21 protein-coding genes are annotated in these 26,509 nt (G+C 64.2%); 15 read left to right on the forward strand and 6 right to left on the reverse strand.

Going from position 1 to position 26,509, the window contains the following annotated elements; genetic code table 11:
- The first annotated feature begins 103 nt into the window (after positions 1-103).
- The 5 genes from LW136_RS00960 (at position 104) to gcvP (ending at position 7,511) form a co-directional block, all read left to right on the forward strand.
- Positions 104-1,105, forward strand: coding sequence for an extracellular solute-binding protein (locus tag LW136_RS00960; protein ID WP_014818654.1), 1,002 nt, complete (start codon positions 104-106; stop codon positions 1,103-1,105).
- A 117-nt stretch (positions 1,106-1,222) separates the two neighbouring features.
- The gene (locus LW136_RS00965) at positions 1,223-2,839 is read left to right on the forward strand and encodes an ABC transporter permease (protein WP_046617455.1); all 1,617 of its coding nucleotides are present in this window, start codon (positions 1,223-1,225) and stop codon (positions 2,837-2,839) included.
- A 212-nt stretch (positions 2,840-3,051) separates the two neighbouring features.
- On the forward strand, positions 3,052-4,134 hold the full coding sequence (gene gcvT / locus LW136_RS00970) for a glycine cleavage system aminomethyltransferase GcvT (protein WP_234174457.1): 1,083 nt from the start codon (positions 3,052-3,054) through the stop codon (positions 4,132-4,134).
- A 52-nt stretch (positions 4,135-4,186) separates the two neighbouring features.
- Complete coding sequence (gene gcvH / locus LW136_RS00975) at positions 4,187-4,576, forward strand: glycine cleavage system protein GcvH (protein ID WP_003303288.1); 390 nt, start codon at positions 4,187-4,189, stop codon at positions 4,574-4,576.
- Between the two features lie 58 nt (positions 4,577-4,634).
- Positions 4,635-7,511, forward strand: a complete 2,877-nt coding sequence (gene gcvP / locus LW136_RS00980; protein ID WP_234174458.1) for an aminomethyl-transferring glycine dehydrogenase — start codon at positions 4,635-4,637, stop codon at positions 7,509-7,511.
- Between the two features lie 183 nt (positions 7,512-7,694).
- Here gcvP and yihA read toward each other — a convergent pair whose 3' ends face one another.
- On the reverse strand, positions 7,695-8,348 hold the full coding sequence (gene yihA, locus LW136_RS00985; RefSeq protein WP_014818659.1) for a ribosome biogenesis GTP-binding protein YihA/YsxC: 654 nt from the start codon (positions 8,346-8,348) through the stop codon (positions 7,695-7,697).
- A 267-nt stretch (positions 8,349-8,615) separates the two neighbouring features.
- On the opposite strand from yihA, the gene LW136_RS00990 reads away from it, so the two are divergent.
- The 5 genes from LW136_RS00990 to LW136_RS01010 all read left to right on the forward strand — a co-directional run bounded on the left by LW136_RS00990 (position 8,616) and on the right by LW136_RS01010 (position 13,663).
- The gene (locus LW136_RS00990) at positions 8,616-9,248 is read left to right on the forward strand and encodes a c-type cytochrome (protein WP_234174459.1); all 633 of its coding nucleotides are present in this window, start codon (positions 8,616-8,618) and stop codon (positions 9,246-9,248) included.
- Positions 9,249-9,430: 182 nt separating this feature from the next.
- Entirely contained in the window at positions 9,431-10,060 is a 630-nt protein-coding gene (locus tag LW136_RS00995) for a thiol:disulfide interchange protein DsbA/DsbL (protein WP_014818661.1), read from the forward strand.
- A 6-nt stretch (positions 10,061-10,066) separates the two neighbouring features.
- Positions 10,067-10,924, forward strand: coding sequence for an endonuclease/exonuclease/phosphatase family protein (locus LW136_RS01000; protein WP_234174460.1), 858 nt, complete (start codon positions 10,067-10,069; stop codon positions 10,922-10,924).
- 8 nt (positions 10,925-10,932) lie between these two features.
- Entirely contained in the window at positions 10,933-12,744 is a 1,812-nt protein-coding gene (locus LW136_RS01005) for a GGDEF domain-containing protein (RefSeq protein WP_234174461.1), read from the forward strand.
- Positions 12,745-12,874: 130 nt separating this feature from the next.
- A complete protein-coding gene (locus LW136_RS01010; protein ID WP_234174462.1) occupies positions 12,875-13,663 on the forward strand; it encodes an N-acetylmuramoyl-L-alanine amidase in 789 nt (262 codons plus the stop codon).
- Between the two features lies 1 nt (position 13,664).
- Here the strand turns inward: LW136_RS01010 and LW136_RS01015 are convergent, their stop codons facing one another.
- Genes LW136_RS01015 through algB form a run of 3 tightly spaced genes read right to left on the reverse strand, consistent with a single transcriptional unit; the run spans position 13,665 to position 17,221 of the window.
- Complete coding sequence (locus LW136_RS01015) at positions 13,665-14,069, reverse strand: DUF1330 domain-containing protein (protein ID WP_234174463.1); 405 nt, start codon at positions 14,067-14,069, stop codon at positions 13,665-13,667.
- A 21-nt stretch (positions 14,070-14,090) separates the two neighbouring features.
- Positions 14,091-15,878, reverse strand: coding sequence for a KinB sensor domain-containing domain (locus LW136_RS01020; protein ID WP_023444003.1), 1,788 nt, complete (start codon positions 15,876-15,878; stop codon positions 14,091-14,093).
- A complete protein-coding gene (gene algB / locus LW136_RS01025; RefSeq protein WP_228207981.1) occupies positions 15,875-17,221 on the reverse strand; it encodes a sigma-54-dependent response regulator transcription factor AlgB in 1,347 nt (448 codons plus the stop codon). Before algB ends, LW136_RS01020 begins: the two co-directional genes overlap by 4 nt.
- A gap of 313 nt (positions 17,222-17,534) precedes the next feature.
- Here algB and LW136_RS01030 point away from each other — a divergent pair, with 313 nt between their 5' ends.
- The 4 genes from LW136_RS01030 (at position 17,535) to LW136_RS01045 (ending at position 20,316) form a co-directional block, all read left to right on the forward strand.
- Positions 17,535-17,966 (forward strand): PA2169 family four-helix-bundle protein, encoded by a 432-nt coding sequence (locus LW136_RS01030; protein WP_042925513.1) that lies wholly within the window; start codon positions 17,535-17,537, stop codon positions 17,964-17,966.
- Positions 17,967-18,145: 179 nt separating this feature from the next.
- Positions 18,146-18,382: a hypothetical protein gene (locus LW136_RS01035; RefSeq protein ID WP_230357581.1), complete on the forward strand. Its 237-nt coding sequence runs from the start codon at positions 18,146-18,148 to the stop codon at positions 18,380-18,382.
- 109 nt (positions 18,383-18,491) lie between these two features.
- Positions 18,492-18,662 (forward strand): DUF1328 domain-containing protein, encoded by a 171-nt coding sequence (locus LW136_RS01040; protein ID WP_003282841.1) that lies wholly within the window; start codon positions 18,492-18,494, stop codon positions 18,660-18,662.
- 424 nt (positions 18,663-19,086) lie between these two features.
- On the forward strand, positions 19,087-20,316 hold the full coding sequence (locus LW136_RS01045) for a nucleoside recognition domain-containing protein (protein ID WP_234174464.1): 1,230 nt from the start codon (positions 19,087-19,089) through the stop codon (positions 20,314-20,316).
- Between the two features lie 111 nt (positions 20,317-20,427).
- Here LW136_RS01045 and LW136_RS01050 read toward each other — a convergent pair whose 3' ends face one another.
- Entirely contained in the window at positions 20,428-22,980 is a 2,553-nt protein-coding gene (locus tag LW136_RS01050; RefSeq protein ID WP_234174465.1) for a TRAP transporter permease, read from the reverse strand.
- A gap of 120 nt (positions 22,981-23,100) precedes the next feature.
- Complete coding sequence (locus LW136_RS01055) at positions 23,101-24,066, reverse strand: TAXI family TRAP transporter solute-binding subunit (RefSeq protein WP_014818672.1); 966 nt, start codon at positions 24,064-24,066, stop codon at positions 23,101-23,103.
- Between the two features lie 610 nt (positions 24,067-24,676).
- On the opposite strand from LW136_RS01055, the gene LW136_RS01060 reads away from it, so the two are divergent.
- Positions 24,677-26,260 carry a methyl-accepting chemotaxis protein gene (locus LW136_RS01060; RefSeq protein WP_101275379.1) on the forward strand — a complete coding sequence of 528 codons (1,584 nt, stop codon included), beginning with the start codon at positions 24,677-24,679 and terminating at the stop codon, positions 26,258-26,260.
- Positions 26,261-26,509 lie beyond the last annotated feature (249 nt).

A 26,509-nucleotide genomic window follows, 5' to 3' on the forward strand; every position in this document is an offset into this window, starting at 1 on the left:
ATTGATATTTACAAAACATTACCTGCACGATTTGTCGCATTGAGAAGGTAAATAACATTCACTACTATTCAGCCTCTGTTCCAACTCACCAAGAGGCTGTTCCATGCAGGCAAGCAAAGGTTTACTCGCCGCCCTGGCGCTGACGGCGCTGTCGGGTGCCGTCCAGGCTGCCGACGAAGTAGTGGTCTACTCCTCGCGTATCGATGAGCTGATCAAGCCGGTGTTCGACGCCTACACCGAGAAGACCGGTGTAGCGATCAAGTTCATCACCGACAAGGAAGCCCCGCTGATGGCCCGCATCAAGGCCGAAGGCGCGAACACCCCGGCGGACCTTCTGCTCACCGTCGATGGCGGCAACCTCTGGCAAGCCGAGGAAATGGGCATCCTGCAGCCGCTGAACTCTCAGGTGGTCAAGGACAACATCCCGGCCCAGTATCGGTCCTCCAACGACGCCTGGACCGGCCTGTCGCTGCGCGCACGGACCATCGTCTACTCGCCGGAGCGGGTCAAGGACGGCGAGCTGAGCACTTACGAGGCGCTGGCCGACGAGCGTTGGGACGGCCGCCTGTGCCTGCGCACCAGCAAGAAGGTGTACAACCAGTCGCTGACCGCGACCATGATCGAGACTCACGGCGCCGAGAAGACCGAAGAGATCATCAAGGGCTGGGTCGGCAATCTCGCCACCGACGTCTTCGCCGACGACACGGCGCTGGTGCAGGCCGTCGACGCCGGGCAATGCGATGCCGGCATCGTCAACACCTACTACTTCGGTCGCCTGCACGCGCAGAATCCGCAGCTCAAGGCCAAGCTGTTCTGGCCGAACCAGGAAGATCGCGGCGTGCACGTCAATCTGTCGGGCATCGGCCTGACCAAGCACGCACCGAACGCGGACGCCGCGCGCAAGCTGGTGGAGTGGATGACCAGTGAGGAAGCGCAGAGCATCTTCGCCGACATCAACATGGAGTACCCGGCCAACCCGAGTGTGAAGCCGTCTGCCGAAGTGGCGGCATGGGGCGAGTTCAAGGCCGACACCATTCCGGTGGAAGTGGCCGGCAAGCGCCAGGCCGAAGCCATCAAGCTGATGGACCGCGCCGGCTGGAACTGATCAGCCTCCGCGCTTGCAGCGGTGACGTGCAGCTCCGGCCGCCACGTTCACCGCTGCGGTTATACTCGGTGCCCCGGCCTGGTCCGGGGCGTCGTCTTTTTTGCTGTCGAGGCTTGAGTGTCCCATCCCGTCGAGCGCCGCTGGTATCCCATCACGTTTGCTGTCGCAGCCCTGGTGTTGCTGCCACTGAGCATCCTACTGTTCAGCTGGAGCAGTATCGATACCGAGATCTGGTCGCACCTGTGGGACACGCAGATGCCGCGTCTGCTGGGCAATACCCTGACGCTGGTTCTCGGCGTGGGCATCGGCGTGGTGGTGCTCGGCGTCAGCCTCGCCTGGCTGACGGCATTGTGCGAATTTCCCGGTCGCCGCTGGCTGGATTGGGCGCTGATGCTGCCGTTCGCGATTCCTGCCTATGTGTTGGCGTTCGTCTTCATCGGGCTGCTCGATTTCGCCGGTCCGGTGCAAACCCTGGCGCGCGAGTGGTTCGGTAGCGGCATCCGCTTTCCGCGGGTGCGCTCCACGGGCGGTGTGATCACGGTGCTGGTGCTGGTGTTCTACCCCTATGTCTATCTGCTGGCGCGCTCGGCCTTTCTCGCTCAGGGCAAGGGACTGATGGAAGCGGCGCGGGTGCTCGGCCAGTCGCCCTGGCAGGCCTTCTGGCGCGTGGCGCTGCCGATGGCGCGACCGGCGATCGGTGCCGGTCTGGCCCTGGCAATGATGGAAACCCTGGCTGACTTCGGTGCGGTGTCGGTGTTCAACTTCGATACCTTCACCACTGCGATCTACAAGACCTGGTACGGCTTCTTCAGTCTGACCAGCGCCACCCAGCTGGCCAGCCTGTTGTTGCTGGCGGTGATGCTGGTGCTCTACGGCGAGCGCTTGGCGCGCGGTGCTGCGCGACCGGCCAATGAGCGAGCGCGCTCCGCGGCGCTGTATCGGCTGACCGGTGTGAAGGCGTTCGCGGCCAGCGCCTGGTGCGGCCTGGTATTTCTCTGCGCGTTCATCATCCCGCTGTTGCAGCTGCTGGCCTGGCTCTGGCAGCGCGGTCGCTTTGATCTCGACGAGCGCTACGCCGGGATGATCCTGCACACGCTCTATCTCGGCGCTATCGCCGCACTGATCACTGTGAGCGTAGCGCTGCTGCTGGCCTTCGCCCGACGTCAGGCGCCGGTGCGCTCGATCCGCAGCGCGGTGAGCCTGGCCAATCTCGGCTATGCCTTGCCGGGTTCGGTACTGGCGGTTTCGATCATGCTGGCGTTCAGTTACCTCGACCGGCACCTGGTCATTCCGCTGTCGAGCTGGTTGGGCGCTGGCGGCAAGCCGATCCTGCTCGGCAGCCTCGGCGCGTTGCTGCTGGCCTATCTGATCCGCTTCATGGCGGTTGCCTTCGGCCCGCTGGAAAACGCCCTGGCGCGGATTCGCCCCTCGCTGCCGCAGGCATCACGCAGCCTGGGTGTCGGTGGCCCGGCGCTGTTCTTCCGGGTCTACCTGCCGTTGCTGCTGCCAGGCACGCTGAGCGCGGCACTGCTGGTATTCGTCGACGTGCTCAAGGAAATGCCGGCGACCTTGCTGATGCGGCCATTCGGCTGGGACACCCTGGCCGTGCGCATCTTCGAAATGACCAGTGAAGGCGAATGGGCCCGCGCGTCGCTCCCGGCACTGACCTTGGTGCTGGTCGGACTGCTGCCGGTGGTGCTGCTGATTCGCCGTTCGGCGCGGCGCCCTGGCTAGTCACGCAGCTCTGGCGGCAGGGTGCTGAGCGACGCAGCCGCGCTACTGCGGGCCGCCATTCGACCTCCAGTCTCCTGCCGCCTGATCTGCCGTGACCTGCTGCGACCTTGGGGCTACAATGCGCGCCATTCGAAAGTCGCCGACCCCCGCAGGGCCCGGCTTTACTGACTTTTCCAATGCCGATTCGGCGACCTGCCCGGAAGGAGAAACCCATGGGTCAGCGTACTCCCCTCTACGATCAGCACCTTGCGCTCGGTGCCAAGATGGTCGACTTCGGTGGCTGGGACATGCCACTGCATTACGGCTCCCAAGTAGAAGAACATCATCAGGTTCGTCGTGACTGCGGGGTGTTCGACGTCTCGCACATGACCGTGGTCGATGTCTCCGGCGAGCAGGCCCGCGACTATCTGCAGCGCTTGCTGGCCAACGACGTGGCACGCCTGAAAAGCACCGGTCGGGCGCTTTACACCGCGATGCTCAACGAGCGCGGCGGGGTGATCGATGACCTCATCGTCTACCTGACCGACTGGGGTTATCGCCTGGTGGTCAATGCCAGCACCCGCGACAAGGATCTGGCCTGGATGCAGGCCCAGGCGGCCGGCTTCGCCGTCGAGGTCAGGGAGCGCCCCGAGCTTGCCATGCTGGCCATCCAGGGACCGCATGCCCGCGCGCGTACGTCCGAGCTGGTGAGCCAGGCCCGGGCCGGGCTGATTCACGATCTCAAGCCTTTTCAGGGCATGGCCGATGGCGACTGGTTCATCGGGCGTACCGGCTATACCGGCGAAGATGGCCTGGAAATCATCCTGCCCGCGGAGCAGGCGCCGGACTTCCTCAGCGAGCTGGTCGGCGCCGGCATCCCGCCGATCGGCCTCGGTGCGCGCGACACCCTGCGTCTGGAGGCCGGCCTCAACCTGTACGGCCAGGACATGACTGAAGACGTATCGCCACTGGCTGCCAACATGGGCTGGACCGTGACCTGGGAGCCGGCCGAGCGCGACTTCGTCGGCCGTGCCGCCCTGGAGCAGCAGCGGGCGCGTGACGACCTGCCCAAGCTGGTCGGCCTGGTGCTGGAGGAGCGCGGCGTACTGCGTGCTCATCAGGTGGTGCGGGTGAATGGCGTCGGCGACGGCGAGATCACCAGCGGCAGTTTTTCTCCTACGCTTGGCAAGTCCATCGCCCTGGCCCGCGTGCCGGCCGGGACCGCCGAGCGCGCGGAAGTGGAGATTCGTGGCAAGTGGTATCCGGTGCGGGTCGTGCAGCCGACATTCGTGCGCCACGGCAAGGTACTGGTGTAAATTCGACCGACTGTTTTGCGCGACTGCTGTCAACAGCCTTGAGGACCCAGCAATGAGCAATATCCCCAGCGATCTGCGTTACGCCGCCAGCCACGAGTGGGCCCGTCTCGAAGCGGACGGCAGCATCACCGTCGGTATCTCCGATCACGCCCAGGAAGCGCTGGGGGATGTGGTCTACGTCGAGCTGCCCGAGGTCGGGCGCCAGCTCAATGCCGGCCAGGAAGCCGGTGTGGTCGAATCGGTGAAAGCCGCGTCCGACATCTATGCGCCGGTGGCTGGAGAGGTGATCGCGGTCAACGAGGCGCTTGCCGATTCGCCCGAGCTGGTCAACAGCGACCCTTACGGCAGCTGGTTCTTCCGCCTGCAGCCGAGCGATACGTCGGAGCTGGACAAGCTGCTCGACGCGGCCGGTTACCAGGCCGCCTGCGACGCCGACGCCTAAGCATCATCCGCAAAAGCCCCGCTCTGTCGGGGCTTTTGTTTTTCCGAGAGTAGCGACCATGCCGTATATGCCGAGCCTTTCCCAACTCCAGCAACCCGATGCCTTCCTGCGCCGTCACCTCGGCCCGGATCAGGGCGAACAGCAGGCCATGCTCGACGCCCTGGGCCTGAGCAGCCGCGAACAGCTGATCGAGCAGACCGTGCCGCCGGCGATCCGCCTGCAGGCCGAGCTGAACCTGCCGCCGGCGCTGGACGAGCAGGCCGCGCTGGCCAAGCTGCGTGGCTATGCGGAGCAGAATCAACTCTGGACCAGCCTGATCGGCATGGGCTACCACGGCACCATCACCCCGCCGGTGATCCTGCGCAACGTGCTGGAGAATCCGGGCTGGTACACCGCCTACACCCCCTATCAGCCGGAGATCGCCCAGGGTCGGCTGGAAGCGTTGCTGAACTATCAGCAGATGATCATCGACCTCACCGGTCTCGACCTGGCCAATGCCTCGTTGCTCGATGAGGCGACCGCAGCGGCCGAGGCCATGACCCTGGCCCGGCGCATGGCCAAGAGCAAGAGCAACCGCTTCTTCGTCGACGAGAACTGCCACCCGCAGACGCTCTCCGTGGTGCAGACCCGCGCCGAGGCGTTCGGTTTCGAGCTGGTGGTCGGCACGCTGGACGAGCTGGCCGGACAGGAAGTGTTCGGCGCGCTGTTGCAGTACCCGGATACCCATGGCGAGATTCGCGACCTGCGTCCGGCCATTGAGCAGCTGCATGCGCAGCAGGCGCTGGCCTGCGTCGCCGCCGATCTGCTCAGCCTGCTGCTGCTGACCCCGCCGGGCGAGCTGGGCGCCGACGTCGTGCTCGGCTCAACCCAGCGCTTCGGTGTGCCGATGGGCTACGGCGGCCCGCACGCGGCCTATTTCGCCAGCCGTGACGAATTCAAGCGCGGTATGCCGGGACGCATCATCGGCGTGTCCAAGGACGCTCGCGGCAACACCGCGCTGCGTATGGCGCTGCAGACCCGCGAGCAGCACATCCGCCGCGAGAAGGCCAACTCCAACATCTGCACGGCCCAGGTGCTGCTGGCCAATATCGCCGGCTTCTATGCCGTCTATCACGGCCCGCAGGGCCTCAAGCGCATCGCCCAGCGCGTCCACCGGCTGACCGCCATCCTCGCCGCGGGTCTCGAGCAGAAGGGCATCGTTCGGGTCAACCAGCATTTCTTCGACACTCTGACCCTCGAGGTCGGCGGTGCGCAGAGCGCGATCATCGATAGCGCCGAAGCGGCGCAGATCAACCTGCGCATCCTCGGCCGCGGCCGTCTCGGTGTCAGCCTGGATGAAACCAGTGATGAGCGTACCGTCGAGCAGCTCCTGGCGGTCTTCCTCGGTGCCGATCACGGCCTCGATGTCTCCGCGCTGGATTCCGGTGAGCTGGCCGCGGGCATTCCCGATGCGCTGCAACGCGAGAGCGGCTATCTGGAGCATCCGGTGTTCAACTCGCACCACAGCGAAACCGAGATGCTGCGCTATCTCAAGCAGCTGGAGAACAAGGACCTGGCGCTGAACCAGGCAATGATCCCGCTCGGTTCTTGCACCATGAAGCTCAACGCCACCAGCGAGATGATCCCGATCACCTGGGCTGAGTTCGCCAACCTGCATCCGTTCGTTCCGCGCGGTCAGGCCCAGGGTTACAAGCTGATGATCGAGGAGCTGGAAGCCTGGCTCTGCGCGATCACCGGTTTCGACGCGATCAGCATGCAGCCCAACTCCGGTGCTCAGGGCGAATACGCCGGACTCGTGGCGATCCGCAAGTATCATGAGAGCCGTGGCGAAGGGCAGCGCGACATCTGCCTGATTCCGTCCTCGGCCCATGGCACCAACCCCGCCTCGGCGCAGATGGTCAGCATGCGCGTGGTCATCGTCGAGTGCGACAAGGGCGGCAACGTCGATCTGGAAGACCTCAAGCGCAAGACCGCCGAGGCCGGTGATCGTCTGTCCTGCCTGATGATCACCTATCCGTCGACCCACGGCGTTTACGAAGAAAACGTGCGCGAGATCTGCGCCGCGATCCACGCTCACGGCGGCCAGGTGTATATGGACGGTGCCAACCTCAACGCTCAGGTCGGTTTGGCGCGGCCGGCGGACATCGGCGCCGACGTCTCGCACATGAACCTGCACAAGACCTTCTGCATCCCGCATGGCGGTGGCGGCCCAGGCATGGGGCCGATCGGCGTCAAGGCGCACTTGGCACCGTTCGTGGCCAATCACCCAGTGGTCGAACTGGAAGGCCCGCAGCCAGGCAACGGCGCGGTTAGCGCAGCGCCCTGGGGCAGCGCGAGCATCCTGCCGATCAGCTGGATGTACATTGCCATGATGGGCCCGCAGCTGCGCGACGCCACCGAGGTCGCGATTCTCGGCGCCAACTACCTGGCCAATCGCCTGGGCGATGCATTTCCCGTGCTCTACGCCGGGCGCAACGGCCGCGTCGCCCACGAGTGCATCCTCGACCTGCGCCCGCTCAAGGCCGAGACCGGAATCAGCGAGGAGGACGTCGCCAAGCGCCTGATGGACTACGGCTTCCACGCACCGACCATGTCTTTCCCGGTGCCCGGCACATTGATGATCGAGCCCACCGAGAGCGAGTCGAAAGCCGAGCTGGATCGCTTCGTCGAAGCGATGCTGAGCATCCGCGCGGAGATCGCCAAGGTCCAGGGTGGTGAGTGGCCGGCGGACAACAATCCGCTGGTGCGCGCGCCGCATACGCTGGCTGACGTGATCGGCGAGTGGGATCGGCCGTACAGTATCGCCGAGGCGGTGACGCCGAGCGCCCACGCTCGTGCCCACAAATACTGGCCGGCGGTGAACCGGGTGGACAACGTCTACGGCGATCGCAACCTGTTCTGCGCCTGCGTGCCGGTGGATGCCTATCGCGACTGAGTTGCGCTGAGGGCCGGGTGGGCGTCGATTCTCGGCGCCTTTCCGGCTTCTGCGAGGTGATTGGTGGGGTGAAATTCGGGTGATTTCAGTGATTGGTGCCGGACTTCGTATGGTGGATGTCGCTTTTTACATCCACCGGAGCTCCGGCCCAAGGCTGCAGGAATCGGCAACGCCTGACCCACTCTATGCCTCAGGCTCGTGCTCGTCTTCGGCTGCCTCGTCCAGCATTCCCAACCAGTTCGCCAGCACCAGCTGCGCTTCCTCGACCCCCTGCCGCTTCGGTGCCGAGAACAGCTGGACGCTGACGTCGGCGCCCCAGCCCTTGTGAATGTCGCGCTGGATGGCCAGCAAAGCGTTTTTCGCGGCGCCGAAGGCCAGCTTGTCGGACTTGGTCAACAGGATGTGCAAGGGCATCTGGCTGGCGCTCGCCCAGTCCAGCATCATGCGGTCGAACTCGGTCAGCGGATGGCGGATATCCATCATCAGGAACACGCCGGCCAGGCTCTCGCGGCTGCCCAGGTAGGCTTCCAGGTGGCGCTGCCAGTGCTGCTTGAGCGGGATCGGCACCTTGGCGTAGCCGTAGCCGGGCAGGTCGACCAGTCGGCGTTCGTCATCGAGGCGGAAGAAGTTGAGCAGCTGGGTGCGGCCCGGGGTCTTCGACGTGCGGGCTAGGTTGGCATGGGTCAGGGTGTTCAGCGCGCTCGACTTGCCTGCGTTGGAACGGCCGGCAAAGGCTACTTCCAGACCCTCGTCGGCCGGGCACTGATCGACCTTGGCGGCGCTGATCATGAAGGTGGCCTGTTGGCAAAGGCCGAGAATCGGGTTTTTCGGTAGCATGGTCGTTCCGGTGAGTGCACGCGGGTGCGGCAATGGTTCGTTTCCGTTTCAGAAACGGGAGTATATAATGCCGCAGTTTTTATGTGCGCTTTGGCCTGATATCGGGCCACGTGTGGTGTTCAGCCTGATCCGGACGCCGGTGCGGCGGTAGTTACCACCGCAATGCGGATGCCCAGCGTGCCACTATAACGAGCGTCGCCCCGGTTCGATGGCCGTGCGCGACCCGATGAATTCCTTTCAAACCCTTAGCCGTAGTTGGATTAGCTGATGAACAAAGTACTCGTGAGTCTGCTGTTGACCCTTGGCATCACCGGTATGGCCCACGCGGCTGGAGACGCCGAAGCTGGTCAGGGCAAAGTTGCAGTGTGTGGTGCGTGCCACGGTGTCGATGGCAACAGCCCGGCGCCGAATTTCCCGAAACTGGCTGGTCAGGGTGAGCGTTACCTGCTCAAGCAACTGCAGGACATCAAGGCTGGCAGCACACCGGGTGCCCCGGAAGGCGCAGGTCGCAAGGTGCTGGAAATGACCGGCATGCTGGACCCGCTGAGTGATCAGGATCTGGAAGACATCGCCGCCTACTTCTCAAGCCAGAAGGGCAGTGTTGGTTACGCCGATCCGGCTCTGGCAAAGCAGGGCGAGAAACTGTTCCGTGGTGGCAAGCTCGATCAGGGCATGCCGGCGTGCACCGGTTGCCACGCACCCAACGGCGTCGGCAACGACCTGGCTGGCTTCCCCAAGCTGGGTGGGCAGCACGCGGCGTACACCGCCAAGCAGCTGACCGACTTCCGCGAAGGCAATCGCACCAACGACGGCGACACCATGATCATGCGTGGCGTCGCCGCCAAGCTGAGCAACAAGGACATCGAAGCGCTGTCCAGCTACATCCAGGGCCTGCACTGATAACAGCGGCAGGTTGAACAGAAGGGCGTCGGGGCCGTTGGCTCCGGCGCCCTTTTGCGTTTTCACGCCTGGCTACACAATCTTCGTCACGGCTTTACACGCGCGGATGAAAAACGCTGGCGAGTCCTGACGTTTTGCTGCAGCCTGTTGCGCCATCGGTCCGTCGTAAACAGGAGTATTTCATGCGCAATTTCCTACTCACTGCCGTTTTTGCCGCTGCGAGCCTGTTCGGTGTCGCAGCCCAGGCAGCGGAGTTTCAGGCCGGCAAGGAATATGTCGAGCTGAGCAGCCCGGTCCCCGTTGCCGACCCGAGCAAGATCGAGGTGGTCGAGCTGTTCTGGTATGGCTGTCCGCACTGCTATCAGTTCGAACCGGTGATCAAGCCCTGGGCCGAACAGCTGCCGGATGACGTCCAGTTCAAGCGTATTCCGGCCATGTTCGGTGGCATCTGGAATGCGCATGGGCAGCTGTTCATCGCCCTGGAATCCATGGGTGTCGAGCCGAAGGTGCATGACGCGGTGTTCGCCGCCTATCACCAGGAGCGCAAGAAGCTCGCCACTCCCGAGGAAATGGCTGACTTCCTCGCCGGTCAGGGCATCGACAAGCAGGCGTTTCTCAAGGCCTACAACTCCTTTGGTGTACGTGGCCGGGTTGAGCAGGCGAAGAAGCTCGGCATGGCTTATCAGATCACCGGCGTACCGGTGATGATCGTCAACGGCAAGTACCGCTTCGACCTCGGCTCGTCTGGCGGCCCGGAGCGTACGCTGCAGGTGGCGGACTTCCTCATCGAAAAAGAACGCGCAGCGCGGTAACCCGCGATGCTGCGCCGTTGGAGCGCTCCGCGCCTTGCCGGCCCAGGCAAGGCGCGCGTCAATTCGCAGTGCCTGGCCAGTAGCGGGCTGCCCGCCGATGGGCGGCTAAGGCTGCTTAGCTTCAACATCCAGGTTGGCATCAGCACCGAGCGTTACCACCACTACCTGACGCGCAGCTGGCAGCATTTGCTGCCGCATCCCGGTCGCGCCAGCAACCTGCAGCGCATCGGCGAAGTACTGGGTAACTATGACCTGGTCGCCCTGCAGGAAGCCGACGGTGGCAGCCTGCGCTCCGGTTACGTCAATCAGGTCGAGCACCTCGCCCACCTGGGCGCCTTTCCCTACTGGTATCAGCAGCTCAATCGCAATCTCGGGCGTTTCGCCCAGCACAGCAACGGCGTCCTCAGCCGGCTCGAACCACAAGGCCTGGAAGATCACCCGCTTCCTGGTCCTTCGGGGCGCGGGGCGATTCTGTTGCGTTTCGGCGAGGGACCGGAGGCGCTGGTGGTGGTGATGATGCACCTGGCCCTGGGAGGCGGGGCGCGGACGCGTCAGCTGGCCTATATCCGCGAGCTGATTGGCGGCTATCGGCATCAGGTGTTGATGGGCGACATGAATACCCACGCCAATGATCTGCTGGAAAATTCGCCGCTGCGCGATCTCGGCCTGCTCGCGCCGCAAATCGAAGCGACCTTCCCGAGCTGGCGACCGCAACGCTGTCTGGACCATATTCTGCTAAGCCCGAGCCTGACGCTGGAACGCGTCGATGTGCTGGCGCTGCCGATCTCCGACCATCTGCCGGTGGCAGTGGAGATCCGTTTGCCGGACTCGCTTCAGGCCGATTCCCTGCCGGTACAGGTATAAGAAACGAAATGAGCGAAGAAGTCGAACGCTGGAAGGAAAAGTATCTTCAGCTCGCCGAGCGGCAGGAGCAGCTCGAGGCGCGCTGGGAGCAGCGCGTCGATCTGCTGCGGCGCAGCCTGGTGCGTAGCAGCCTGGCGGTGGAGGGTGCCGATCCCGCGGTCGAGCGCTGTCTGCACGAAATGCGAGAGATCCTCCGCGACGGCGATCTGGATGAGGGGCTCAGCCAGCTGGTGCCGCGCCTGGAGAAGGCTGTGCTGGAATCCGAACGCCACCGCCAGGAACGGGCCGTTCGCCTGACCGAGGCTTTGCATCGGCTGGTCTCCCAGCTACTGGGCATGTCGGTGCCGGCGGAGCTGCGCAAGCCGCTCAAGCGATTTGCCAAGGAGCTGGACCAGCGTGCCGCCAGGCTGCGTGAGCTGCCGGTGCTGCTCGGCGAGCTGAGTGACCTGCAGGGCCAGGTGCTGGATCTGCAGGGGCTGGCGGCGCCGCAGCAGAGCGGTTTTCTGAAGCGACTGTTTGGCGGGCGGGACATGCCGCTGGCACCGCCTGCAGCCGAGCGGGGTGAGGAAACCCCGCCGTCCGCCGCAGTCAATGAGGTCGACGCTGGCCCGGTAGTAGTGGAAGCGCTAGGGCTGCCCAAGCCTGCCGTTCAGGCTGCCCCGCTGCTCGAGGACGTGCCGCTTGCCGAGGCACCGGCCGACGAAGAAGCTATCGCTGAAACCGAGGCGGAGCAGAACGCGGCTGCGTATGCCCTGCCGGATTCGCCGGAGCCCGCGTTCAGCGTCGTCGCGGACCGCGTGGAGGCGACCCTCGGCAGCATGCTGGACAGTCTTCATCTGCCGGAACAGCACCAGCCGCAACTGCAGACCCTGCGGGCGCGCATCCAGCACGGCTTGAACTGGTATGAGCTGGTGCCGGTGCTGGACGATCTCGCGATGCTGATGATCGCCTTCAGCGACCAGGGCCAGCGGGATTTCGAAAACTACCTGCAGACGCTCAACGAGCGCCTGACTGCGATGCAGGAAAATCTCCTCGCCGCGCACCAGGGGCATAACGAAGGACGCGACGCCGCTCAGGCGCTGGATGCGGAGTTGCGTGAACAGGTTGGCGGGCTGCAGGACAGCATGCGCCAGGCCAAGGATCTGACCAGCCTGAAGCAGGTGGTCGAGGCGCGCCTGGATGGCCTGCTCACCACGGTGGACACCTACCGGCAACAGCGCAGCGAGCAGGAACAGAAGCTCGGTGAGCGCCTGCAGCAGCTGGTCAGCCGGGTCGGCAGCCTCGAACAGGCAGCACGCGGCCTGCGCGGGCACCTGGAGGAGCAGCGTCAGAAAGCGCTGCAGGATCCGCTGACCGGCCTGCCCAACCGGGCGGCATGGAACGAGCGCCTGGAGCTCGAGTTCGCCCGCTGGCAACGTTACGGCGGCGACCTGCTGCTGGCCGTGCTGGACGTCGATCACTTCAAGCGGGTCAACGATGGCTACGGTCACCTGGCTGGTGATCGGGTGCTGAAGATCATTGGCACCGAGCTGCACAAGCGTTTGCGCAAGACCGATTTCATCGCCCGCTTCGGTGGCGAGGAGTTCGTCGTGCTGCTGCCCAACACGCCCTATGACGCAGGGCTGCAGCTGATGGAGTCGCTGCGTGAGTCGATCGGCAGCTGTCCGTTCCATTTCAAGGGCGAGCGCGTTGCCATCACGCTCTCGGCCGGCCTGACCGCGTTCAGCGAAGGTGACAGCACCGAGCGTGCCTTCGAGCGTGCCGACAGCGCGCTCTACCGGGCCAAGGATTCGGGGCGCAATCGCGTCGAGGCGGCCTGACCGGCTGCCCTGGCCCGGTCCCGATCGGCCGGTATAATCACGCCCCTCACCGCACCGACATGAGCGGAGCCCCGCGCAACGGGCTACTGCTCATCTGCGTCATTTCGCCGTCGACACAGAGGTCGTCCCGATGAAAACCATCCCCGCCGTCCTGATGCTCCTGCTGCTGGCCGGTTGCGCCAGTGGTCCGCGCATCGATACCAGCTACCGCTCGACCGGCCACGACAGCCGCGCCCAGTTCATCATCCTGCATTACACCTCGACCGACCTGCCCCGTTCGCTGCAGCTGCTCAGCGGCCGCGACGTCAGCAGCCACTACCTGATCGGCGAATCACCGGCGACCATCTACCGCCTGGTGGATGAAAACCGCCGCGCCTGGCATGCCGGTGAGAGTGAGTGGAACGGGCGCACCTGGCTCAACGCCACATCGATCGGCATCGAGTTGGTCAACCGCGGCTACGTGGAAAGCGCCGACGGGCGCCGGCTCTGGTATCCGTACTCCGAAGAGCAGATCGACGCGCTGGTGGTGTTGCTCAAGGACATCATGGCGCGCCACGACCTCAAGCCGGGCGCCATCATCGGCCACAGCGACATCGCTCCGCAGCGCAAGGTCGATCCGGGGCCGCTGTTCCCCTGGAAACGCCTGGCCGAGGAGGGGCTGCTGCCCTGGCCCGATGCCGATGCGGTGGCGGCCGAGCGGATGCGTTATGCATCGGCCGGGCTGCCGACGATCACCTGGTTCCAGGATGCATTGGCGGCGCAGGGTTACCGGGTGCCGCGCCACGGCCATCTGGACGACGAGACGCGCAATGTGATCGCTGCGTTCCAGATGAAATACCGCCCGGCTCGCTTCGACGGCGAACCCGATGCCGAGACCGCCGCGATGCTGCAGGTGCTCGGCAATCAGGCGGGGCGCTGACTCAGCAGCGGGTCGTGCCGATCAGTCTCGAGTCGGCCAGCGCTGCGCTACGGTGCTCGGCTGCAGCCTGATAGTCGCTGTCGCCGATCATCGCCAGGAAGGCTTCCTTGGATGGATAGCTGACCAGTAGAAGGTCGTCCCACTGCTCGTCCGGCGGAGCGATCAGCGCGGCATGGGCCTTGGCCCTGACTTCCACCGCGCCACCGCTGGCCTGCACCTTGGCCAGCGCCACGCGGCTGTAGCGGGCGTAGGCCTCGCGACCACTGCACGGACTGTGCTGGCTACCTGACGGATAGGTCGCCTGGTCGTTATAGCGCAGCAGGTTGAGCATCAGGATCGGCACGCCCGAAGGCATCGACGCCGCGAAGTCGGCGAGCTGTTCGGGGCTGGGGTTCAGGCTCGGCATGTGGCCTCCTAGATGGCGCTGTCAGATCGGCAGCGCAACGTAGAAGATGGTGCCGTGGCCGATCCGTGAATGCACGCCGATACGCCCACCATGCAGCTGAGCGATTTCCTTGCATAAGGCAAGGCCCAGTCCGGCACCGCCACGGCGGCGACCGATCTGCACGAACGGCTCGAAGATGCGTGCCTGCTGGCTGTAGGGAATGCCTTCGCCGTTGTCCTCGACGCTGAGGATCATCCGCTCGCCGTGGTGCCGCGCCAGCAGCCGAACCTCGCCGCCCTTGGGCGTGTGGCGCAGGGCATTGCTCAGCAGGTTGTCCATCACCCGCTCGATCTGCTGGCGGTCGAGCATCAGCGTCGGCAGCGGCTGCTGCAACTCCAGCTTGAGCTGAACCTCCTGTTCGGCGGCGTTGACCTCGAAGCGTTGACGCGCGGCCTCGAGCAGTTCGGGGATGTGGCACTGCTCCAGCTCCAGCTTCTGCTGGCCACTCTGATAGCGCGAGAAGTTGAGCAGGTCATTGATCAGCCGGACCAGTCGCTGCATTTCCTCGTGTACGGTGTCGAACAGGTCCGACTCGCGGCTGCCGGCCGGGTAGCGCAGGCGTTCGCGCAGCAGGCTGAAGGCCATCTGCATGCCGGTGACCGGCGTGCGCAGCTCATGGGAGGCCCGCAGCACGAACTCGTTGCGCACCCGCTCGAAGGTGCGCTGATCGGTGACATCGTGCAGCACCATGACCGCACCGCTGATGCTGCCGTCGTGGTGGCTCACCGGGCTGATGCGCCAGGCCAGCAGGCGGCGTTCGCCGTCCGCCTCGATGATCAGGTCTTCAGGTGGGTCGGACAGTGGTTTGTCGTCCAGCACCTGCCGCGCGGCATTGTCTAGGTCCGGGTAGCCGAGCGCTTCGCCGAGGGTCGAGCCGAGGTGCTCGTTCTCCCAGGCCAGCTGCCGCTGGGCGACCGGGTTGGCGTGCTCCAGGCGTCCGTCGCGGTCGACGATCAGCAGGCCGTCGTCGATGCTATCGAGCAGTGCCTGCAGACGCTGCTGGCCATTGACCAGCGCCTCCACGTTGGTCTGCTTGAACTCGTGCAGCGCCTGAGCCATCAGGCCGAAGCGGCGGCTCAGCGAGGACAGCTCCGCGATGTGCGGCGTCGGCAGGGAAATGTTGAAGTCGCCGCGGCCGATCTGGTCGGCGGCGGCGGACAGCCGTTCGATCGGTTCGCCGAAGCGGCGGGCGAAGCTGTGCGCAGTGATGAAGCCGATCAGCAGTACCGCGATCGCCGTCAGGCCCAGCAGGCCGGCGAGCAGCGACGCCCGGTCACGGCTGCGCAGCTCGGTGTCGCGGATCTTGTCGTACGCCGTGCGCTGCATGTCGGTCATCAGGCTGCGCACCTGATTGAAGGCCTGGCTGAGCGGATTGTCTTCCAGCAGCGTCAGGTTCTGGTTGCGGGCGGCATCGACCTGCTGCAGGAAGCTGGCGTAGGCGCTGGCGACGGCCTGGAATGCCTGCCGATCGGTCTCGTCGCTGGCTTCGGCGATGCCGCGTTCGAGCGTCTGCTGAAACGATTGGCTCAGCGGTTCCAGCGCTTCACTGCGACCGCTGTCGGTGAGCATCACGATCAGGTGGTTGCCCAGCGTCTGCCGCAGCTGCTGGTTGATCTCGATGATGGCGAAGTTATTGCGGATCAGCTGTTCCTGGCTCTTGGCCATCTGCATGACGCTGACCAGCGCCAGCAGCAGGCCCAGCAGCGCAACCGTCATCAGCGCGGAGAAGCCGAGAAACAGGCGGGTCCGCAGCTTCATCTGGAGTTTCATAGGCCGTACTGCTTGCGTTTTCGGTAGAGGGTCGAGGCGTCGATACCCAGGATGCGCGCGGCCTGATCGAGAGTATCGCTGGTGCTCAACACGCCGGCGATATGCGCTTTCTCCAGCGCCTCCAGGCTGAGCGGCTCACCGATGCGTGGCGCGTTGCTGCCTACCTGTTCGCCCAGCCCGAGGTGGCTGACCTCGATCATCTGCTGCGGGCAAATGATGCTCGCCCGTTCCACCACGTTGCGCAGTTCACGCACGTTGCCCGGCCAGCGGTAGGTCTTCAGTGCGGCAACCGCTGCATCGCTGAAACCGCGCGCAGGGCGGCCATAGTTCTTCACGAACGAGGCAAGGAAGCGTTCGGCCAGGGTCAGCACGTCCTCGGGGCGCTCGCGCATGGGCGGCAGGTTGAGGGTGATGACATTGAGGCGATACAGTAGGTCCTCGCGGAACTTGCCCTCGCGCACCATTTCTTCGAGGTTCAGGTTGGTCGCCGCGAGGATGCGCACATCGGCGCGGCGGGTGACCGGGTCGCCGACCCGCTCGTACTCCTTGTCCTGGATGAAGCGCAGCAGCTTGGGTTGCAGCGCCAGCGGGAAGTCACCGATCTCGTCGAGGAACAGCGTGCCGCCGTCGGCCTGGTTGACCCGGCCCAGCGTGCTCTCCGTCGCGCCGGTGAAGGCGCCGCGGTTATGCCCGAACAGTTCGCTTTCCATCAGGTCGGCGGACAGCGACGGGCAGTTGATGGTGACGAAGGCCTTCTTCGAGCGCCGGCTCCAGGTGTGGATGGCGCGCGCCAGTTCACCCTTGCCGGTACCCGATTCGCCGAGGATGAGAATGTTGGCGTCGGTGTCTGCCACCTGCCGCGCGGTTTCCAGCACGGCCATCATCGACGGGCTGTGCGAACCGAGGGCGTCGCTGCGCTGCTTCATCTCGCCTTCCAGCGCTTCCAGTCGGGCCGCCATCTGGCGGACTTCCAGCTGCTTGGCGGCGGACAGGCGAAGCTGTTCCGGGCTGCATGGCTTGAGCAGGTAGTCCGCGGCGCCGGCCTGCATGGCGTCCACGGCGGTGTCGACAGCCGAATGGGCGGTGACGATGACCACGCGCATCCAGGGCGCGAGCAGGCGCATCTGTTGCAACACGTCCAGGCCATTGTCTTCGCCGAGTCTCAGGTCGAGGAAGCACAGGTCGAACACCTGACGCTGCAGAATGGCCTCGGCCTGTGCCGCACTGGCCGCTGTCATGACCGTGTAGCCGCGGTCCTCCAGGCAGTAACGGAAGGTGCGCAGGATCGCCGCTTCGTCATCCACCAGGAGGATGCGTCCGCCGTTGTCCGTCGTTTGGTCCATGGATGCTCCCCATCAAAAGGCGAATCGGTCGCTGAAAAATGCTTCGGATTATGGTGTGTCGGGCACCTGGCGGCGCCGTTGCGTTGCTGGCGAGACCTTAGTCTATGAAAAGTCTTGCAAGTTGCACGGTATTGGCAAGGCTTTCCTGCATGCTGCACTCCGACGCCTTCAGTGGCGTCGCCCAAGTGGCTGATTTGGTTACCGCTGGCGCTTGCGCCAGCCTGGCATGCGGCTTGCGACCCTGATGAAAGGGGCGTCACTTCCCGCCGAGCGGGCGTGTGGCGTATCTGTCGCAATCCATGCAGGAGGTGTCATGAATCAGTCCATGAATCAGCTCAATGAGCTTATCGAGATCACCCGCGACGGGCAGCGTTTCTACCAGCATGCTGCCGACGAAGTAAAGGACGTCGAGCTGCAGCACCTGTTTCGCGACCTGGCCCAAGCCAAGACGCAGATCATCCAGGCGCTTAGCGTAAAGGTTGCGACCAGCCATGAGCACCCGTCGCAGGGTGGGACGCTGACCGGCCGGATGCGCGAACTCTATGCCAACACGCGATCACGCATCGGCGACCACGACAGGGCCTATGTCGACCAGTTGGAGCAGACCGAAGCCAACATACTGCATGCCTTCGAGGATGCCGTCGGCGATGCCGAGCCGGATGTCAGGGCATTGCTCGCCATCGAGCTGCCCAAGCTGCGTACCTGCCATGAGCGCATGCGGCAGCTCAAGGAGGCCAGGCATTGAGCGTTCGTGCAAAACGCCCGGCATTGCCGGGGTGCTCATGCAAATTGAGTTGCCGGGGTGCTGAACATAATCTCTAACGTATTGATTTATAAGATTTTTAAATTGTAATGCGGGCTGGCACGGCGCCTGCAATATCCCCTTCAACGAAACGACGTCGCCACGCTTAGAAGGAGTTGAGGATGAATCGCCAAGCCCGCTTTTCATTGGCCAGCAAGGGGTTCCTCTCTGCTGCGGTAATCATGCTGATCATGGGTGCCGAGCGCCCGCTGTCGCAACCGCTCAGCCAGGCGCAACAGAATTCAGCGGAACGAATCGGCATGTATGACGCTCAACCTATTGAGCTCATGCGGACCGGCCAAGAGCCGCAGACCATCGACTATCGCCAGGCGCCGTCTGAACAGCGCTGGGTATTCTGAGCAACGAAGGGGACGTGCAAGCGAATCAGCAAGGATGCTTAACACACTCGATGCCGATCGGACTGACCGATCCGCTGAGAACCGTTCCTGAAACAAGAGGAGTCACACCATGCTGAGTTGGGCCATTACCTTCCTGATCATCGCCATCATCGCTGCGGTACTGGGCTTCGGTGGTATCGCAGGCACTGCAACGGGTATCGCCAAGATCCTGTTCGTGGTCTTCCTGGTTCTGTTCGTAGCGTCGCTGATCTTCGGCCGCGGCCGCGGTCCACGCGTGTGATGCAATCGATGGCCGCCCGCAAGGGCGGCTGATTGAGGAGTTTCAGCGGCATAGGAAGCCAATTTCGCCGGGTCATGTTCGGCTTTCGAAGGTGATCCAGAGCGCGCGGGCCTAACCGCTCCGCGCGCTTCACCCCTCAGCGGGGGGAACCAGGGGGTCGGGTTGTTCTGCATCGCGGAGCGACCTAGGGGTACAGGGAGTACCTCCTAATCGGACCGGGTTCTGTGAAGCTGCGGCCGGGGGCGCTATCGCTCCCGGCATGCAGCAACAAATGTCCGATCTGCTTCATCGTCTTTCACAGTCTCTCCACTCATCTCGCAGTCCCTCTACCTCATCGTTTTCCTCTTGCCGTCTACTGATCTGCGGATGACCCGTGCGCGCGCGCACCGCTATCATCGCGTCCAGCTTTCGACGGGAGAACGACATGCTCAACGGCCTCTGGCTGGGCTTTTTTCTGATCGCCGCGGTTGCCGCCCTCGGGCGCTGGCTGATCGGTGGCGACCCTGCAGTGTTCGCCGCGCTGGTGGAAAGCCTGTTCGCCATGGCCAAGCTGGCCGTAGAAGTGATGATCGTGCTGTTCGGCACCTTGACGTTGTGGCTGGGCTTTTTGCGCATCGCGGAAAAGGCCGGGCTTATCGAACTCCTCGCGCGTCTGCTCGGGCCATTGTTCCGCCGCTTGATGCCCGAAGTGCCGGCAGGCCATCCGGCGCTGGGGCTGATCACCCTGAACTTCGCCGCCAACGGCCTCGGACTGGACAACGCCGCGACGCCAATCGGCCTCAAGGCGATGCGCGCGCTGCAGGAGCTCAATCCGCTGCCGACCGTGGCCAGCAATGCGCAGATCCTGTTTCTGGTGCTCAACACCTCGTCGCTGACGCTATTGCCGGTGTCGATCTTCATGTACCGCGTACAGCAGGGCGCGGAAGACCCGACCCTGGTCTTTCTGCCGATCCTCCTGGCGACCAGTGCATCTTCGCTGGCCGGCCTGCTTGCGGTGGCACTGGTGCAGCGGCTGCGCCTGTGGGATCCGGTGGTGCTGGCATACTTCGTTCCCGGTGCACTGCTGCTCGGTGGCTTTATGGCGCTGCTGGCGGGGCTGTCGGCAACGGCACTGGCGTCGTTGTCGTCGTTGCTGGGCAATCTGACCCTGTTCGGTCTGATCATCGCCTTTCTGGCCGTCGGTGCGCTGCGCAAGGTGCCGGTGTACGAGGCGTTCGTCGAGGGGGCGCAGGAGGGCTTCGATGTCGCCAAGAGCTTGCTGCCCTACCTGATCGCCATGCTCTGCGCGATCGGCGCTCTGCGCGCCTCCGGCGCGCTGGATTTCGGTCTGGAAGGCATTCGCTGGCTGGTGGAGGCGCTGGGCTGGGACACGCGCTTCGTCGATGCCCTGCCGACTGCGTTGGTCAAACCGTTTTCCGGCAGTGCGGCGCGAGCGATGCTGATCGAGACCATGCAGAGTCAGGGCGTGGACAGCTTCCCGGCACTGGTGGCGGCGACGGTACAGGGCAGTACCGAGACGACCTTCTATGTGCTGGCGGTGTACTTTGGCGCGGTAGGCATCCAGCGCGCGCGCCATGCGGTGGGCTGCGCGATAGTGGCGGATCTGGCCGGCATCATCGCCGCGATTGCCGTGTGCTACTGGTTCTTCGGCTGAGCCGAAGCCGCGCACTGCCCGGCTCCGAATCTGACGGGCGTTTATAGCGCTTAAAAAAAGAAACCCCGACCACATGTCCTGTGGCCGGGGTTTCTCTTGCAGCGACTGCAGTCAGCGCTGGCGGCGGCGCCGCTGCATCCAGACGATCAACCCGAACAGCAGTAAGCCCGGAATCCACATGAATTCCTTCGGCCAGCGATCGGTCGGTGCGCGAACGCGCAGGATCTGCTGGTCGAACTCCAGGCCCGCCTCGGCGGCCGGGCTGCCGAAGGTCACGCTATCGATCAGCACCTTGCCATCGTCCTCGTAAGTCATCAGGCCGATCTTCTCGAGCTTTTCCTCACCGCTTTCGCCGTCAGGGATTGCCAGCAGTACGACGAACTCGCGCGGGTCGCCCACGTCATCCTCACCCAGCACGCGCAGGCGCAGCTGACTGTCTTCTTCCACCCGTTCCAGCGTCTCGACCAGCGCGGCTGGCTCGATGTCGCGATAGGGGTCGTGGATGATGTCCATCCAGAATCCCGGGCGAAACAGGGTGAAGGCCACCAGCAGCAGAAACAGGCTTTCATACCAGCGGCTGCGCACCAGGAAGTAACCCTGGGTGCCGGCGGCGAAGATCAGCATGGCGATGGTCGCCACGACAAAGATCAGCACGCCGTGCCAGAAGTCCACGTCGATCAGCAGCAGGTCGGTGTTGAAGATGAACAGGAACGGCAGAGCCGCCGTGCGCAGGCTGTAGTAGAAGGCGGTGATACCGGTCTTGATCGGATCGCCCTTGGACACCGCTGCGGCAGCGAACGATGCCAGGCCGACAGGCGGCGTGACGTCGGCCATGATGCCGAAGTAGAAGACGAACAGGTGCACCGCGATCAGCGGCACGATCAGACCATTCTGCTGCCCCAGCGCCACGATCACCGGCGCCAGCAGGCTGGACACCACGATGTAGTTGGCGGTGGTCGGCAGGCCCATGCCGAGGATCAGGCTGAGGAAGGCCGTGAGCAGCAGCATCAGCAGCAGGTTGCCCATCGACAGCAGCTCGACCAGGTCGGCCAGCACCAGGCCGACGCCGGTCTGCGATACCGCGCCGACGATGATGCCCGCCGCCGCTGTGGCGATACCGATGCCGATCATGTTGCGCGCACCGGCGATCAGGCCCTCGCGCAGATCGACGACGCCATCCATGAAGGTGCCGTGCTCGTGGGTCCCGTCCTTGCGCAGCATCGACAGCAGCGGCCGCTGGGTGAGCAGGATGATCACCAGCATCACCGAGCCCCAGAATGCCGACAGGCCGGGCGATAGCCGCTCGATCATCAGGCACCAGACCAGCACCACCACCGGCAGCAGAAAGTGCAGGCCGGAGAGCAGCACCGGACGCGTCTCGGGCAGCTGCTCGAGCGGAGCGTCAGGGTCTTCATGGGGCAGTGGCGGGTTGCTTGCGGCAATCTTCAGCAGGCCCAGATAGACCAATGCCAGTAACGCGCCGATGACCCAAAGCGCGGAATCGCCAAGTGCCGGTTTCAGCCAGCCAAGACCGTAATAGACGCCCAGCGACAGGCCGGAAATCAGCGCCGCGCCGAAGGCGAAACCAATCAGGCGCTGCATCCACGGCTTGGCGACGTTAGCCCGCGGCAATGCGGTGAGGCCGAGTTTGAGCGACTCGAGATGGACGATGTAGACCAGCGCGATATAGGAGATCAGCGCGGGAAGGAACGCGTGTTTGATCACCTCGACATAGGGGATGCCGACGTATTCGACCATCAGGAATGCCGCGGCGCCCATCACCGGCGGCATGATCTGGCCGTTCACCGATGAGGCGACTTCCACCGCGCCGGCCTTCTCGGCCGAGAAACCGGTGCGCTTCATCATCGGGATGGTGAAGGTACCGGTGGTCACCACATTGGCGATCGACGAGCCGGAAATCAGACCGGTCATGCCGGAGGCCACGACCGCGGCCTTGGCCGGACCGCCGCGGAAATGCCCGAGCATGCTGAACGCCAGCTGGATGAAATAGTGGCCAGCGCCGGCACGTTCGAGCAGTGCGCCGAACAGTACGAAAAGAAAGACGAAACTGGTGGAAACCCCCAGGGCGATACCGAACACGCCTTCGGTGGTGATCCATTGGTGATTGGCCAAGGCGGTGAAGCTCACCCCGCGATGGGCCAGCAGGCCGGGCATCCAGGGGCCGGCGACGCTATAGACGAGGAACACCAGGGCAATGATCGCCAGTGGCGGGCCGAGTGCGCGGCGCGTGGCTTCCAGCAGTAGCGGAATGCCGAGGCAGGCCGTGATCAGGTCCATGGTGGTCAGGTTGCCGGGGCGCTGCGCCAGTTGTTCGTAAACGATGAACAGGTAGGCGGCGGTGGAGGCAGCGATCAGCCCCAGGGCGATGTCGAACAGCGGTACGCGGTCCCTGGGCGATCTCTTGAAGGCCGGGTAGGCCAGAAATGCCAGCAGCAGCGCGAACGCCAGGTGGATCGAGCGGGTCTCGGTGTCGTTCAGCACGCCGAACCCTAGTACGAAGGGCAGCGGCGAGGCGATCCACAGCTGGAACAGCGACCAGAGCAGCGCCAGCCCGGCGATGACCGCGGCCATCGGGCCTTCGGGCAAGCGCGCACCGACATCCTGGGCGATCAGTTCCTCGGTGGACAGTTGTTTGTCTTGCATGAATTGAGGCCTGTTTTTTCAGGTAACGGAACCGCGAAAACCCGTGGCCATACGGCGCACGGGTTTTCGGCTAAGGCATCGACGTTCAGGGCCGCATCCGCGACGCGGCCCCGCTGAGCCTTACAGCCAGCCGCGTTCCTTGTAGTAACGCTCGGCGCCTTCATGCAGCGGCGCGCTCAGGCCGACTTCGATCATCTCTTCCGGCTTGAGATCCTTGAATGCCGGGTGCAGACGCTGGAAGCGCTCGATGTTCTCGAACACCGACTTCACCAGCTGGTAGACCACTTCGGCATCGACCTTGGCAGTAGTGGACAGCACGGCTTTGCCACCGATGGACTGCGTCGGCTGGTCGTTGCCCTTGTACAGGCCGCCAGGGATCTCAGCCTTGGTGTAGTAGCTCTTGGCAGCCAGCAGCTTGTCGATTTCCGGGCCGGTGATCGGCACCAGAACTGCATCGACGGTGGTGGTGGCTTCCTGGATGGCGCCATTCGGATGACCGACGAAGTAGGTCATGGCGTCGATGTTGTTGTCGCCCAGAGCGCTGGCCTGTTCGGCCGGCTTCAGTTCGGCGGCGAGGGAGAAGGCCGACTTGTCCCAGCCCTTTTCCTTCATGATTTCTTCGAGGGTGTCGCGCTGGCCAGAACCGGGGTTGCCGATGTTGACGCGCTTGCCCTTCAGATCATCGAGACCCTTGATGTTGGCGTCGCGACGCGCCAGCACGGTGAAGACTTCGCTCTGCAGCGAGAAGACGGCACGGATGTCGTCCATCTTGCCTTCTTTCTCGAACGGCGCCACGCCTTCCATCGCCTTGTACTGATGGTCCGACTGCATGATGCCGAAGTTGAACTCGCCACTGCGCAGGCCGTTGACGTTGGCCACGCCGCCGCCGCTCGCCGGCGCGTTGCACTTGATGTTTTCCGCGTTGCGGTTGACGAAGCGGCAGATCGATTGCCCAGCAACGTAATAAACGCCGGTCTGGCCGCCAGTGCCGATGGTGACGAACTTCTCTTGCGCCTGTGCCACTGCGCTCAGGCCGGTTCCCGCCAGAGCAGCGGTAAAGATCCATGCCAAGGATTTGCCTTTCATGGATGCACTCCTTTTTGGTTGTTTTCGGATTCCCGGCATCCCTTGTGAGTCTGCGCGGAACTTGAGTCTAGCAGGCGACCGCGTTGGTAACAGCCTGCGGACCTGCCATGTCGATCCGGGCAAGCGTTGCGCCCCAATGCTAGGACCGGATGACGACAGAAGGGTTGCGCGAGCGGCGCCATATTTTTATGTACACATGCTGTACCGCATGTATTATCTGTACAGCTTTGGTGGCCTACTGCCATGTCTGTTGTAAAAGCCGACCGGCGGAGTAGGACTTCAGTCGCATTGCTAGTCGAGATCGATGATATCAATCTGGCATCAGTCTCCGGGCGAGGAGACTTGCTGATCGGACAGGACCACGGGCCTGCCGACTGAAGCGCCATCAGGGGTCATCCAGAGAGGTGGATCAATGCTGGCGCTTTTTTTCGTGCCCGTCTTCGGCGCTACAAAACCGATACAAACGACCCGCTGGGCCGTCAGCAGCAAGGAGCGATCACCGCAGGGTGGCGATATTGGCAGGGAGTGCACGAGGTACCGAAAAGGTGCATCGACCGAGACGTCCGTGGCGGAGAACAACAACACGCTTTGCCTTGTTCACGAGACCACCATGCGCATGAACCTGCCGGTCACTGGCCGCGACGTTTCCATCAGCGACACCGCCAATATTCTCTCCACCACGGATCTCAACGGTGACATCACCTATGTGAATCCGGACTTCATCAAGATCAGCGGCTTCGAGGAAAGCGAGCTGCTTGGTCAGCACCACAACATCGTCCGCCACCCGGACATGCCCACCGAGGCCTTCGCCGACCTGTGGTCGAGCGTACGGGGCGGCAGCTCATGGATGGGTATGGTGAAGAACCGCTGCAAGAACGGCGATCACTACTGGGTCAGCGCGTTCGTCACGCCGATCAGCCGCAACGGTCGGGTCGTCGAATACCAATCGGTACGCACCAAGCCCGCGCCGGCTCAGATCGCAGCCGCCGAGCAGCTGTACGCGCAGTTGCGCAACAAGCGTCCGCCGCCTGCGTTGCGTCGTGCACCGCTGAGCGCCCGCAGTCGCGTCGCGCTTCTGGCGGCGCTGGGTGCCGCGCCGTGCGTGGTCGGCGCGCTGCTGGCTGGAGCGGGTCTGATCGCTGCGCTGGCCACCGCCGCTGCCGCCGTGCTGGGCGCAGGTGCAATGGCCTATGTCGCGCTGGCACCGCTGCAGCGCCTCGCCGAGCAGGCACGCAGGGTCGGTGACAACCCGGTGGGGCAGCTGGTCTATGCCGGCCGGCGTGATGAATTCGGCCAGATCGCCTTTGCCATGAAGATGCTGGAAACCGAGGCCGGCGCCATGGTCGGCCGTATCGGCGATGCCTCGCGTCAACTCAGCCAGCATGCCCACGAACTGCTCGGTGCGATGGACAGCAGCACGCAGAGCGCTGCACGCCAGCAAAGCGAAACCGATCAGGTCGCCACGGCGATCAACCAGATGGCGGTCAGCGTGCAGGAAGTGGCAAGCAACGCCCAGCGCACCGCCGAGGCAGCCAGCCGCGCGGACAGCGAAGCGGCGACCGGCACCGAGGTGGTCAACCGTACCGGGGCGGCCATCGGCCGGCTGGCGCAGGACATCCAGCAGGCCGGTGACGTGATCCATGAGCTGGAGGCGCACAGCAATGACATCACCAAGGTGCTCGACGTCATTCGCGGCATCGCCGAGCAGACCAACCTGCTGGCGCTGAACGCGGCCATCGAGGCGGCGCGGGCCGGCGAGCAGGGCCGTGGCTTTGCCGTGGTCGCCGATGAAGTACGCAGCCTGGCATCGCGGACCCAGCAGTCGACCCAGGAGATCAACAGCATGATCGGCGCGCTGCAGGGCGGGGCACGGCAGGCGGTGGAGGTCATGCAGCGCAGCCGCGAGCAGGCCATGCAGAGCGTCGAACATGCGGCCCAGGCGGCGCGCTCGCTGCAGGGCATCAACAGCCGGGTCAACGAGATCAGCGCGATGAGCATACAGATCGCCGCGGCCGTCGAGCAGCAGAGCGCGGTCAGCGAGAACATCAACCAGAACATCGTCAGCATTCGCGGCGGCTCCGATCAGCATGTGGAGAGCGGCCTGCGCAGCCGGCAGAGCGCGTCGGGCGTCGCCGAGCTGGCGAGCAGCATGGAGATGTTGGTGCAGCAATTCTGGACGCGGCGGCGTGGCTGAGCGGCTGTCGGTGAACCGCAATGGTGCGCGCTGCAGAGGGCGCGGCATGTTGCCTGCGCCGTCTGCGCCGGGCTTGTTACGCCGCGCGCGTAAAGGCAAAATGCCACTAGTTTCGCATGCCGCGAAAGCTGCTTTACCGCTCAGGACAACCGGACCTGATAGCTAAGGCGCCAGCCGTAACATTCCCTTGGGGGTGCACCACGGCTGGCGCCTTTTTTTTGGGGCTCGTTTCGCTGCAAGGCGCGCCCT

The sequence above is a fragment of the Stutzerimonas kunmingensis genome (assembly GCF_021432085.1).
GTDB lineage: Bacteria > Pseudomonadota > Gammaproteobacteria > Pseudomonadales > Pseudomonadaceae > Stutzerimonas.